Origin of the sequence: Azospirillum sp. CT11-132 (assembly GCF_047302835.1) — a bacterium.
In the GTDB taxonomy this organism is placed as follows: Bacteria; Pseudomonadota; Alphaproteobacteria; order Azospirillales; family Azospirillaceae; genus Azospirillum.
In genome coordinates, this window is record NZ_JBGLZA010000003.1 from 585391 (window position 1) to 598423 (window position 13033).

The following is a 13033-nucleotide window of genomic DNA, read 5'->3' on the forward strand; positions in this document are numbered from 1 at the left end:
GGGAGGCACATGCCGAACCTCCCTCGAAGTCCCGCCGCGCATCCCCCTCACCCTGACCCTCTCCCCGGGGGGAGAGGGGATAAGCCCCGGAAACCGACGCTCAAGGCGCCATGAACACGCTGGCGTGCTTGCCGACTTCGCCACTCGTCTGGTCCTTGGCGATCACCGCCACGTCGGTCGAGCCCGACTTCACCGCCGACGCCGGCACCTTCACGAACACCCGGTAGGTCGCCACCGTGTCGGCATCGGCCTTCAGCGTCAGGCTGCTGCCGCTGCCGGCCGCCTCGTCGCCCGCCACCGACAGATGCGCGTCGCGCAAGCCGTCGAACGTCACGACATAGCTGCGGGCGATGTGCGTCTTGTTCAGCACCTTGATCGTGTAGGCGTTCTGCACCGACCCGTCGGACAGCGTCACGAACAGCGGGGCACGGTCGCGCAGCACGCTGACGTCCAGCGTCGGCCGCAGCATCAGCGCGATGCCCATGGCACACAGCACCACCAGCATGATCAGCGAGTAGATCACCGTGCGCGGCCGGACCAGCTTCACCCGCTCCGGCTTGCCGTCGATCTTGGCGATCTGGTTGGACTGGGTGTCGAAGCGGACGAGGTCGATCGGCCGGCCGATCTGCCGCATCACGTCGTTGCAGGCATCGACGCACAGGCCGCAGCCGATGCAGGAGATCTGCTGACCCTCGCGGATGTCGGTGCCGGTCGGGCAGACATGGACGCACTGCTTGCAATCGATGCAGTCGCCCAGCCCCGCCGCCTGACGTTCCTCCCAGCTCTGCGACTTGCGCAGCGGCCCGCGGCCTTCGCCGCGCCAGTCCTCATAGGTGACCAGGAAGGTGTCCTCGTCGACCATCGCCGACTGGAAGCTGCGCCACGGGCAGACATAGATGCAGATCTGCTCGCGCGCCCAGCCGGCGAAGAAATAGGTCGTGAAGGTGAACAGCGCGATGAAGGTGGCGACGCCGCTGGTGATGTTGCCGTGCAGCAGGTCGCTCATCAGCGTCGGCGCGTCGTTGAAATAGAACACCCACGCCCCGCCGGTCAGCAGCGAGATGCCGACCCACGCCGCATGCTTGGCCGTCTTGCGGGCGAACTTGGCCCCGGTCATCGGCGCCTTGTCCAGGCGGATGCGGGCGGTGCGCGGCCCTTCGATCTTGCGCTCCACCCACATGAACAGGTCGGTCCACACCGTCTGCGGGCAGGCATAGCCGCACCAGATGCGCCCGGCCAGCGTGGTGGCGAAGAAGATGCCGAAGGCGCCCAGGATCAGCAGGCCGGTCAGGTAATAGACCTCCTGCGGCCAGATCTCGATCCACAGGAAGTAGGCCCGGCGCCCGACCATGTCGATCAGCACCGCCTGATCCGGAATCCCCGGCCCGCGTTCCCAGCGGATCCACGGCGTGATGTAGTAGATCGCCAGCAGGACGATCAACGCCGCCCATTTGATCTGCCGGAACCGCCCCTTCACATCGGCGGCATAAACCTTGGGCCGGTTGACGAACCAGTGGCGTCCCGGCTCCTCATGCGGTTCGGCGTGCGAAGCGGCGGCCGGCTTGGCCGCGGGGGCGGGGCGACGGGTGAGGGTGGAGTCTTCTTGCGGAAGGGACATTGCGAGTTTCCTCGGCGCGTGTTTCCTCGGCCGTCAGCGGCACGGGCGGCATTCCCTTCTCCATAAGACTTCCGTTATGAAGCCGCATTGCGCGAAATCAATCCGGCCCCGATTCAGCCCCCCTCGGCTCGATTTACCCCTTCATTTCCCCGCGCCGGCCCCTCACGCAGCCTGTCCGCGCAGTTCCGCCAGCCCGTCGTGATAGGCGCGGTCGAACAGAGCCTCCAGCCGGGCATCGACGCCGCGCAGGCCCGCGACCACCGCATAGGCCCATTCGAAATACTCGACCTTGCGCGACAGCGGCCAGTCGGCGGGCGGGCTGTGCGCCATGGAGCGCAGGTTCGACACCTTGTCGGCCAGCTTCACCAGCTTCGCCCGCGTCGAGGCATGGGGCGCGGCGTCGATCTGGTGCTGCTTGCGCTCGGCCTTCGACATGCGCTTGTCGTCGGTGGTCTCGGCGACGACCTGCACCACCTCGATGCCGAACAGTTCCTCGATCTCCTCATAGCTGGCGTCGGTGTCCTCCAGCGTGTCGTGCAGCAGCGCCGCGATCACCACGACATGGTCCTTCCCCTCCGTCGCCTGCGCCACCAGCAGGGCCACTTCCGACAGGTGGTTGACGTAGGGCTCGGCCCGCACGCCCTTGCGGCGCTGGTCGATGTGCTTGTGCGCGGCGAAATCCAGCGCCCGCGCAAAATCGAGGAGGGGAGCGCCGGACAAGGAGGAATTTGGAAGGCTCATGCTGTTCTCTCGGCTGGGGCATTGCATTATTCTCCGCCCCGGGGCCCCCATCCTTGGGAGTCTCCGATTCGAAGGACCGCGCCCATGTTCACGTCTTTCTTCTTCGATCTGCGCAAGGCCGGCGTCCCCGTCTCGCTGACGGAGTACCTGACGCTCATGGAGGCCATGAAGCAGGGCACCGCGTCCTTCCGCGTCGAGGATTTCTATTATCTCAGTCGTGCATGCTTGGTTAAGGACGAACGCAACCTCGACCGCTTCGACCGCGTCTTCGGCGCCACCTTCAAGGGCCTGACCGACGAGGCCGCAGCCGCCGACGAGGTCCCCGTCGCAGACCTGCCAGAGGAATGGCTGCGCAAGCTGGCCGAACGCTTCCTGACCGACGAGGAGAAGGCGCAGGTCCAGGCGCTCGGCGGCTGGGACAAGCTGATGGAGACGCTGGCCCAGCGTCTGGCCGAGCAGAAGGGCCGGCACCAGGGCGGATCGAAATGGATCGGCACCGCCGGCACCTCGCCCTTCGGCGCCTACGGCTACAACCCGGAGGGCGTGCGCATCGGTCAGCACGAGAGCCGCCACCGCCGCGCCGTCAAGGTGTGGGACCGCCGCGAGTTCAAGAATCTGGACGACCGGGTTGAGATCGGCACCCGCAACATCAAGGTTGCCCTGCGCCGCCTGCGCAAATTCGCCCGCAGCGGCGCCGCCAGCGAACTGGACCTTCCCGGCACCATCCGCGCCACCGCCAACAACGCCGGCTGGCTCGACCTGAAGATGGTTCCGGAGCGTCACAACACGATCAAGGTGCTGCTGTTCCTCGACGTCGGCGGTTCGATGGACGACCACATCCGCCTCGTGGAGGAGCTGTTCTCCGCCGCGCGCAGCGAATTCAAGCACCTGGAGCACTTCTATTTCCACAACTGCGTCTACGAGGGCGTCTGGCGCGACAACGCCCGCCGCCACACCGAGCGCCTGTCCACCTGGGACGTCCTGCACACCTATCCCGCCGACTACAAGCTGGTCTTCGTCGGCGACGCCGCCATGAGCCCCTACGAGATCGTCTATCCCGGCGGCAGCGTCGAGCACTGGAACGAGGAAGCCGGTCAGGTGTGGATGCAGCGCCTGCTGTCGGTCTACGCCAAGGCGGTGTGGCTGAACCCGACCCCGCCGCAATACTGGGACTTCACGGAAAGCACCCGCCTGCTCCAGCGCCTGATGGGAGGCCGTATGTTCCCACTGACGCTGGAGGGGCTGGACGGTGCTATGCGGGAGTTGGGGAGGTGAGGATCAAAGGGGAAAGAGAAGAGGAGAATATTAAAAGATTGCGGTAAAAACACAATAACAACCATTATAATATCATAGACTTCTCTGTGTTTCTAGGATTTCGTTTATTATGTGCGTCGCGCTCATCTTAAGTGGCGATTCAAATTTCGAAGAATTTTTGATATTTACCGATATTTTCCCGTTTTTATCTTAATGGTTGCGGAAATTCGCCGTATGTATGACATGGTTCTCCCGGTGTCAAAAAAAGCGACGATGGATTGGGTTGATTTCTTCCTATGCGTGCTGATATCGTAAACGAACTCGCATTCGCTGACACATGCTAGGAATTTATAATGCCTCAGGATGTTGATTCTTCGTGGTTCAATGCATTTCGGGTTATGAAAGAGAATTATAGCTTATCAGACGATGCAATTGGAGTTTTTGCAATAAACCTTAGATTTAATCTTGACGATATACAAACGATTGCAGCTGAGTCCATCACTGGTGGCGGTGATGATAAGAAATGTGATGTTCTCTACGTCGACAAAGAGCGACGGATTGCTATAATTGCGCAATGTTATGTTTCGCAGAGAGCTCGTGAAGCGGCTCCTTCTAACAAGGCATCTGATCTCAACACTGCTATAACTTGGCTTTTGTCTGCAAACATTGATGATTTACCTGCTAGTTTGCGTGGACGGGCCGATGAGCTTAGATCAGCTATCAATTCTGGCGATGTTAAACAGATATACATATGGTATGTTCATAATGTTCCTGCCTCTAAAAATGTCGAAGAGGAACTTCGGGCTGTTGAAAAATCGGCTCGCGTAGCATTGTCTAACTATTCATCTGGTCGTGACATTAACATATTTGCTGAAGAAATATGTAACGCTAAGCTTGGCCGGCTTTATATGCAGGCCGAGAGAACAGTCATTGTGACAGATGAATTTAATCTGTCCGTTCCCGATGCTGTGGAAACGGAAGAGACCGACTGGAGCTCTATTGTAACTAATGTAAACGGTGAGTGGCTGTATAGTCTGTATAACAAATATGGCACAGACCTTTTTTCCGCGAATCTGAGAGGGTATCTAGGATCGCGAGATAGTGATTCTAATATTAATAACGGTATTAAGAATACTGCCAACACGCAGCCGAAGAATTTCTATGTATATAATAACGGAGTTACAGCGCTAGTGCTCGACTATGAGCTCGGGCGCCGTACTAGATCTGGTAGAAAGCTGAAAATTACTGGAATTGCGATCGTAAATGGCGCGCAAACTACAGGCTCGATCGGAAGCCTCGAGAGTCGCCCGTCTGGAGATCTAAAAATCCCGATCCGGTTTGTTAAAGCAAGTAAAGACTCTATCGTAGCAAATGTGGTTAGGTATAATAACCTTCAAAATAAGTTACAAGCAGCTGACTTCAGGAGTACCGATCAGATACAAGAGCGTCTCAGATTAGAGTTTGAATCTATCCCAGAGGCTGAGTACGAAGGAGGAAGGCGTGGAGGTGCCAGTGATGCAATCAGAAGAAGCAAGTTTACGCTTCCCTCATATACGGTCGGCCAATCTCTGGCTGCTTTTCACGGAAATCCAGTAACAGCTTATGATAAGAAATCAGAGCTCTGGACAAACGAAAATAACTATCGACAGACGTTCACGGAGAGAACAACTGCTAGGCATATTGTTTTCTGCTACTCTTTGCTGACGGCTATAAATGAGAAGAGGCTTGATCTTTCTTCGCGGGAGAAGCAGGATAAGCTTTCTCTTACGCAAGTTGAGAAAAACAGTCTAGATTTTTTGAATAACAAAGGAGCAAACTATCTTTTGCTTCATGTGATTTCACAATGCATGGAAACGATTCTTTCAAAGCCCATACCAAACAGGTTTGACTTAATTTTCCGTGACAACATTAGTCCAGGTCGAGCAGTTTCATTGTGGATGCCAATAGTCGATATGATGTTGTCTCTATCAAATCAGCTTGAGTCTGCTTTTTCCAGGAACCGTATTTCGAATGAAAGTGTTAACAGAACTGTACCGAATTTTGTTGGTGTAGTCGCTTCAATCCGGAATTTGCAGCAGGCCACTTTTAGCGAGTTCGCGTCAAAAGTGGTGGCTTAATACTAGTGTGGAATAGGGCTAATTTGCCCTATTCCACCTTCTAATTGGGTGAGCATCACGTGCGCAAAGTGAATTGATCTTCAACAGCATCGCCAAAATAAACGTGTTGCTAAGAATTTCATAGCGCAATCGCGGCGAAAAATTTTAGGATTTTTGTCCTTTGAAAGAGCGGAAATCCGGTATGCTGGGTGCAGTTGCCTATAATTGAGGAACTGCCCCATGCCCGACTGCCTGCCCCCCGCCAGCCACCCCGCCGACCGCTTCCCGCTCTGGGCCGAGGAGCCGCCGGTCCCGCCCGAAGGCTCCCTCGTCCCCGGTTCGCGCTTCCATGAGGAACAGTGGATCATGGCCGCCGGCATGCTGGCGCGCGGGGCCTCCTTCATGCAGGTCGCCCGCGCCATGGGCTGCAGCCGCACCACGCTGTGGCGGGCCTATTACGGGTCGAAGGCGTTCCGCCATCGCGTCTGGTGGGAAAGGCAGGCGCTGAACCGCGAATCGGACCTGCGGCTCGCCTCGCTGCGCGCCCAGGTGACGGAGCAGATCGAACGGCTGGTTTCCGCCGGTGATCCCTCCACCGTGCGCTGGCTGGCCGAGCGGCTCGGCCTGTTCAAGGAGTTCGACGCCCAGCCCGGCAAGGACGGCAGGGAGAACACCCCCGCCGCCGCTCCCTCCACCAAATCTCCGGACCTCCCGCCCGCCGATCCGCAGCCGGCACCCCCGGCCGCTTCGGCCGACCTTGCCGACCCTGCCGAACCGTTCGACGACGACTCCGTCCCCGGCGCGCTGCGCGAGCGCACGCCGCCCAACTCGGCGGAGGTCGCCGCCATCCTCGCCCGGCCGGAAGCCGAGGGGCCGAAGGGCGTCTATCCCTGGACCTACAACCCCGACGATGCCTTCCCCAACCTCGGCTCGGCGCTGGAACGGCGGGGCGGGCAGGGCGCCTTCACCCGCCGCCGGTGAGCGGATGCAACGATGGAACGCCGCCCGGAAAACGGTTCACAGCGGTTCAAACGTTCCATTCACCGCCGTCGGTCCCCCGCCCAGGCAGTCCGGCTCCATATGAAGGGACGTGTATAACCGTTGAAAAGATCAATTATCAGGAATCATATCGGCTCCCATAAGTCTTTTCAGAGGGAGTAATTCATGAGGCATGCATATTTGATCGGCCTGCTGCTGCCCCTCGCGCTGGGTGCGGCGCCGTCCGCCATTGCGGCGAAGGACAGTGCGGAAACGGCCGGAGAGGCGGTCGGCAATCCGCCGGTGTTGACCAACTCCGAATCGCCCCGCGTCGGTTCGCTGCTGATGCGCCAGCCGCAGGCGACCGCGCGTCCGCACGCCGGCCAGTCGCGCAATTACGACCTGTTCGTCTCCTTCACCGACGGCTACATCCGCAACCCGGCCCAGGGCCGTCCGGACGCGGTGCGGCTGCGCAGCTATCGCGGCACCAACGTCGACCCCGCCCATCCCTATGTCGCGCCGACCATCGAAGCGACGCCGGGCGACACCGTCCGCATCAAGCTGCACAACCAGCTGCCGGACGATCCGAACTGCGCCAATCAGGCTGCGGCGGACATCAACACGCCGCACTGCTTCAACGGCACCAACCTGCACAGCCACGGTGTCTGGGTCAGCCCGACCGGCAACAGCGACAACGTTCTGGTGTCGATCAATCCTGGCGTCGATTTCGAGTATGAATACAACATCCCGGCCGACCATCCGGCCGGCACCTTCTGGTACCACCCGCACCGCCACGGCTCGACCGCCCTGCAGGTCGGCAGCGGCATGGCCGGCGCGCTGATCATCCGCGGCGACCGCCCGCCGACCCCGGAGGCCAACGGCGACCTCGACACCCTGTTGAAGAGCCCCAAGGGCGTGCCGATGACCGAGCGGGTCCTGCTGTTCGAGCAGATCCCCTACGCCTGCACCAAGGACGGCCAGCTGAAGACCAAGTCCGACGGCTCGATCGACTGGAGCTGCGCGCCGGGCGAGGTGGGCGAGGTCGTGTCCTACCAGCAGTTCGGGCCGGGCACCTGGGAACAGTCCGGGCGCTTCACCACCGTCAACGGCCGCGTGCGCCCGATGTTCGCCAATGCGAAGACCGGGCAGGCCGAACGCTGGCGCCTGATCCATGGCGGCGTCCGCTCTCCCATCACGGTGGAATTCCGCAAGCTGGACGTCACCGACTTCCTCCAGCGGGAGAAGACCCTGTCGGCCGCCGACCAGGACCGCTTCGCCAAGGAACGCTGCACCGGGCAGCCGGTGCCCTACATCCTGGCGGCCTCCGACGGCCTGACCATGACCGAAGGGCAGGTGCGCACCAGCGTGCCGATGCAGCCGGGCTATCGTGACGACCTGCTGGTCAATTTCCCCGAACCCGGCATCTACTGCGTCGTCAACAAGCCGTCGGCGGCCAATTCCAGCCCGGACCAGACCGCCACCTCCACCGGCGTGCTCGGCTTCGTCCGGGTGAAGGGCGACCGCGTGGTCAAGGACCCGGTGAAGGAAACCATCCGCCAGCTGACGGTCAACGCGACGAAATACGCGCCGTCGGTCGCCAAGGAGGTCATCGACGGGCTGACCGCGCGTTGCTTCGCCAAGACCATGGTCGACACCCCCTATTGCCCGCGCTTTGCCAAGTTCACCGCCCACCGGCCGATCACCGAGCATGAGGTGATGAATCAACCCAAGCAGGAACTGACCTTCTTCATCAACCTGCCGCCGGAAGGGGGCAAGCGCACCAATCCGCTGTTCCAGGTCGCCAACAGCTTCCAGGTGGTCGAGAACCCCGACGGCACCTATGGTCCGAAGGGCGCCGCCGCCTACCAGCCGAGCGTGGTCAACCGGCCGGTGGTTCTGGGCACCGCCCAGCAGTGGGAACTGGCCTCCTACTTCGTCAGCCATCCCTTCCACATCCACGTCAATCCGTTCGAGATCATCTCGATCATCGGTCCCGACGGGCGCGACGTCAGCGAGCCCGGTTCGGGCGATCCGGACTATGCCGGCATGAAGGGCGTGTGGAAGGACACCATCTGGGTGAAGAGCGACAACAGCAGCGCTCTCACCACCGACCAGCCGCCGAAGGGCGTCTACAAGGTGACCGTCCGCACCCGCTATGAGCGCTTCATCGGTGAGTATGTGCTGCACTGCCACATCCTCGACCACGAGGACCAGGGCATGATGCAGAATGTCAGCATCGGCGTGCCCGACGGCCGCGGCGGCGTCGCCGGGGCGCATCACTGACCGGTGGCGCACTCCCTCCTTCCGTCAGGCCGGGAGGCAGGGAGTGCGCTCCGCCCGTTGCTGCGATCCGTCGCTGCCTCCAACCATTGAAAAAGGCCCCTGTTTGCGTCTACGGTCGCGCGTCCCCTTGGAGTGAGTGCATGCGCGATATCACCCCCGTCACGGTCGCACGCGGCGACGGCATCGGCCCAGAGATCACGGACGCGGTGCTATATGTGATGAACGCGGCCGGCGCGCGGCTGAAGGTGGAAGAGGTTCCGGCAGGCGAGGCCGTCTACAAGCGGGGCCATCCCGGCGGGCTGGATGCCGCTGGCTGGGGGTCGATCCGCCGCACGCGGGTCTTCCTCAAGGGGCCGATCACCATGCCCCAGGGATATGGCAACAAGTCGCTGAACGTGGTCGCCCGCACCACGCTCGGCCTGTTCGCCAATGTCCGTCCCTGCGTGTCCTACCACCCCTATGTGCGGACCCGGCACCCGCGCATGGACGTGGTCATCATCCGCGAGAACGAGGAAGACCTCTACGCCGGCATCGAGCATCGCCAGACCGACGACGTGATCCAGTCGGTCAAGCTGATCTCGCGGCCGGGGTCGGAGCGAATCGTCCGCTACGCCTTCGACTTCGCCCGCTCCAATCACCGGCAAAAGGTGACGGCCTTCGTCAAGGACAACGTCATGAAGATGACGGACGGGCTGTTCCTGAAAATCTTCTATGAAATCGCGGCCGACTATCCGGAGATCAAGGCCGACCATATGATCGTCGACATCGGCGCCGCCCGTCTGGCCGACCAGCCGGAGCGCTTCGACGTCATCGTCACCCTGAACCTCTATGGCGACATCGTTTCCGACATCGCCGCCCAGCTGACCGGCTCGGTGGGGTTGGCCGGTTCCGCCAACATCGGCGAGACCTGCGCCATGTTCGAGGCGATCCACGGCTCCGCCCCGATGATCGCCGGGCAGGGCATCGCCAACCCGTCCGGCCTGCTGATGGCCGCTGTGATGATGCTGGTCCATATCGGGCAGGGCGACATCGCCGCGCGCATCCACAATGCGTGGCTGAAGACCATCGAGGACGGCATCCACACCGCCGACATCTACGCCCGCGGGCTGGGCCGGGTGCGCGCCGGCACCGCCGCCTTCGCCGAGGCGGTGGTGGAGCGGCTGGGCCAGACCCCGGTCACCATGCCGCCGGTCGGCTATTCGACCGCGCGTCCTGCCTATGACGGCATCAACCGGCTGGCCCCGCGCGTGCGTGCGCTGAAGGAACTGGTCGGCGTCGACGTCTTCCTGCAATGGTCCGGCGGGCTGCCGGACGATCTGGCCGAGCTGGTGCTGCCGCTGTCGACCGACTCGCTGAAGCTGACCAGCATCTCCAACCGCTCGCAGCGGGTTTGGCCGGACGGCAACGCCGACGTCTTCTGCACCGACCATTGGCGCTGCCGCTTCCTGTCGCAGCACGGCCCGGTGCAGCACGGCGCCATCGTGGAACTGCTTGGCCGCTTGGCTGAAGCGGGGATCGACTTCACCCAGACCGAGAATCTCAGCAATTTCGACGGCAAGGCCGGCTTCTCCTCGCCGGGTCAGTGATCCCATGGCCGCAGCGGGAATAAACCGGCAGGGCAGGGCGTCATGACAGGTGACGACGCCCTGCCCGGACCCGACATGACCCCGCCAGACATCGACGACCGCGCCATCGCCGCGCATGTGCCGCGGCTCCGGCGCTATGCGACCGCCCTGGTGGGCAACCGGTTCGACGCCGACGACCTCGTGCAGGACTGCGTGGAGAAGGCGCTGGCCAACCGTCATGCCTTGCGTGACCCGTCGAAGCTCGGCGGCTGGCTGATGACGATCCTGCACAACCTGCACATCTCCGGTCAGCGCGGCCGGCGCCGGCGCGGCGCGGAGGTGCCGGTGGAGGATCTCGCCGACGATCTGGCGCTGAGCGCCCCGCCGGCCGACCGCGGGGCGGTGCGCGACTTCGTCCGCGCCTTCGCCCAGCTGTCCGACGAGCACCGCACCATCCTGCTGCTGACGGGAATGGAGGGGCTGTCCTACCGCGAGGTGGCGGAGGTTCTGGAACTGCCGATCGGGACGGTGATGTCGCGGCTGGCCCGGGCGCGCGAGAAATTGAGGGTCCTGCTGGACGGTGGAACCCAGCAGGTCGTCAGGAGGATCAAGTGATGAGCGGCACCAGCAATCCCGTGACTGAGGCCGAGCTTCATGCCTGGCTGGACGGAGAGTTGCCGGAGGAACGGCTGGCCGACGTCGAGCGCCACCTTGCCGACAATCCCGAGATCGCCCAGCGCTTCGAACGCTACCGTGCCCAGCGCTCGCTGCTGGGCCAGAGCTTCGGCCCGCTGATCGACCAGCCGCTGCCCGACCGCCTGACCCCGCCCTTCACCGCGCGCGACCATGCCGCTCCGGTCTCGCAACGCCGGGGCAGGGGATTTTGGTGGGGCACGGCGATCGCCGCCTCCCTCCTGATGTTCGTCGCCGGCGGCGCCGGCGGCTGGCTGCTGCGCGACCGCGTCGGCTGGCGGGCCGAGCCGCTGACCGCCGCCTTCATCGCCGATGCCGTCGCCGCCCATCGCGTCTTCTCCGTCGAGGTCCGCCATCCGGTCGAGATCGGCGTCGATGAGGAAGCCCATCTGGTGAACTGGCTGTCCAAGCGCTTGGGCAAGAACATGCGTTGCCCAAAAGTCACAAGGGGGGGTTACCAACTGATCGGCGGGCGGCTTTTGGCCGATTCCGCTGGACCTGTGGCAATGTACATGTACGAGGATGCGGCTGGGCGTCGCATCACGTTGTATATCCGCCCCTCTCCCAATACCTCTGGTTCGGCGTTCCGCTTCGCCCAGGATGGCGGTGTGCGCGCTTTGTATTGGCAGGACAATGGGTTGGCGCTGGCCGTCGCCGGAGAAGCCGATCGGGATACCCTGTCCGGCGTCGCCGAAGAGGTCTATGGCGCGCTGAACTCGTGAGTCTACCCACGGACTTATCAACAGGAATGTTGCCGCGCCCCCCTATCGTCTGCGGCCGTCATCTGGTAGCTTCTTCACCGGCTGGCACAAAATGTTGCGGCTTATGGAAAACGGCACTAGACCGTGACCTGTTTGCCACAGCATAACCGGACACCGGATCGGGAGTACTCGGGGATGAGTTGGACGGACGAGCGGATTCAACAGCTCAAGGATCTCTGGTCCCAGGGTTTGAGCGCGAGCGAGATCGCCGACATTCTGGGAGACATCACCCGCAACGCGGTCATCGGCAAGGCCCATCGCCTGGGCTTGTCGGGCCGGCCGTCGCCCATCAAGAAGAAGCCGACGCGCGGCGCCACCATCCTTGCTCTGACGGAGCGGATGTGCAAATGGCCGGTCGGCGATCCGAAGCACCAGGATTTCCATTTCTGCGGCAAGAACGCCTTGCCCGGCATGCCCTATTGCGCGGAACACGCCGCGTTGGCCTACCAGCCCGCCTCTGGCGGCAAGAAGCGTGAGGAAGACCGGAACGTCGGCGCCGCCTGACCGGTCGACAAGCCATTCAAAAAAGCCCGCTCTCGGGGGAGAGGCGGGCTTTTTTGTTGGCAACATCCCGTGATCGGCCACGCTGGGAAGGCCTTACCGTCCCTCTGCCGCATCGCGAAGCACCAGCACCATCCCCTTGTGTCCGGCGATCAGCATCGCCGCACCTGCCGGCCGATCGGGACCCTCGACCGACCACAAGGTATCGCCGACGAACACCCGTCCATGTCCATTGACGATCGGCTCGCTCAGCGTCACCGCGCGTCCGACCAGCTGCCCGGCGCGGTCATTGATCCGCTCCGCATTGCCCTCCACCGATGCGTTGCGGCGACGGGCAAGGATGATGGCGACCGAGACCGCCGCGCCTGCGGCGACGGTGAAGAATCCGGCCTCATTGACCAGTCCCCAGTCGTGCCACAGCGCCGTCACCAGCCCGGTCAGCAGCGCCGCCCCACCGAACCAAACCAGGAAAATACCGGGGATCACCAGTTCCGCCGCGATCAGCACGGCACCCAGCGCTCCCCACAACAATGGCGACATTCG

The 13033-nt window shown here is 62.4% G+C and carries 11 protein-coding genes; 8 read left to right on the forward strand and 3 right to left on the reverse strand.

Features of this window, described 5'->3' with window-relative positions:
* Positions 1–100 precede the first annotated feature (100 nt).
* Together ccoG and ACCD06_RS08510 are read right to left on the reverse strand one after the other, a co-directional pair.
* Positions 101–1618, reverse strand: a complete 1518-nt coding sequence (gene ccoG / locus ACCD06_RS08505; RefSeq protein ID WP_413340053.1) for a cytochrome c oxidase accessory protein CcoG — start codon at positions 1616–1618, stop codon at positions 101–103.
* A gap of 162 nt (positions 1619–1780) precedes the next feature.
* Positions 1781–2359, reverse strand: coding sequence for an HD domain-containing protein (locus ACCD06_RS08510; RefSeq protein WP_413340056.1), 579 nt, complete (start codon positions 2357–2359; stop codon positions 1781–1783).
* Between the two features lie 84 nt (positions 2360–2443).
* Here ACCD06_RS08510 and ACCD06_RS08515 point away from each other — a divergent pair, with 84 nt between their 5' ends.
* The 8 genes from ACCD06_RS08515 to ACCD06_RS08550 all read left to right on the forward strand — a co-directional run bounded on the left by ACCD06_RS08515 (position 2444) and on the right by ACCD06_RS08550 (position 12493).
* Positions 2444–3634: a vWA domain-containing protein gene (locus ACCD06_RS08515; protein WP_413340058.1), complete on the forward strand. Its 1191-nt coding sequence runs from the start codon at positions 2444–2446 to the stop codon at positions 3632–3634.
* 332 nt (positions 3635–3966) lie between these two features.
* Positions 3967–5730 (forward strand): AIPR family protein, encoded by a 1764-nt coding sequence (locus tag ACCD06_RS08520; RefSeq protein ID WP_413340060.1) that lies wholly within the window; start codon positions 3967–3969, stop codon positions 5728–5730.
* A 219-nt stretch (positions 5731–5949) separates the two neighbouring features.
* Complete coding sequence (locus tag ACCD06_RS08525) at positions 5950–6690, forward strand: hypothetical protein (protein ID WP_413340062.1); 741 nt, start codon at positions 5950–5952, stop codon at positions 6688–6690.
* A gap of 183 nt (positions 6691–6873) precedes the next feature.
* Positions 6874–8970 carry a multicopper oxidase family protein gene (locus ACCD06_RS08530; RefSeq protein WP_413340063.1) on the forward strand — a complete coding sequence of 699 codons (2097 nt, stop codon included), beginning with the start codon at positions 6874–6876 and terminating at the stop codon, positions 8968–8970.
* A gap of 140 nt (positions 8971–9110) precedes the next feature.
* Complete coding sequence (locus ACCD06_RS08535; protein WP_413340065.1) at positions 9111–10556, forward strand: NADP-dependent isocitrate dehydrogenase; 1446 nt, start codon at positions 9111–9113, stop codon at positions 10554–10556.
* A gap of 42 nt (positions 10557–10598) precedes the next feature.
* Complete coding sequence (locus ACCD06_RS08540; protein WP_109074463.1) at positions 10599–11150, forward strand: RNA polymerase sigma factor; 552 nt, start codon at positions 10599–10601, stop codon at positions 11148–11150.
* Positions 11150–11950, forward strand: coding sequence for an anti-sigma factor family protein (locus tag ACCD06_RS08545; protein ID WP_413340068.1), 801 nt, complete (start codon positions 11150–11152; stop codon positions 11948–11950). Before ACCD06_RS08540 ends, ACCD06_RS08545 begins: the two co-directional genes overlap by 1 nt.
* Before the next feature lie 174 nt (positions 11951–12124).
* The gene (locus ACCD06_RS08550; protein ID WP_109074461.1) at positions 12125–12493 is read left to right on the forward strand and encodes a GcrA family cell cycle regulator; all 369 of its coding nucleotides are present in this window, start codon (positions 12125–12127) and stop codon (positions 12491–12493) included.
* Between the two features lie 93 nt (positions 12494–12586).
* Here ACCD06_RS08550 and ACCD06_RS08555 read toward each other — a convergent pair whose 3' ends face one another.
* Entirely contained in the window at positions 12587–13030 is a 444-nt protein-coding gene (locus ACCD06_RS08555) for an NfeD family protein (protein ID WP_247871594.1), read from the reverse strand.
* Positions 13031–13033: the final 3 nt, after the last annotated feature.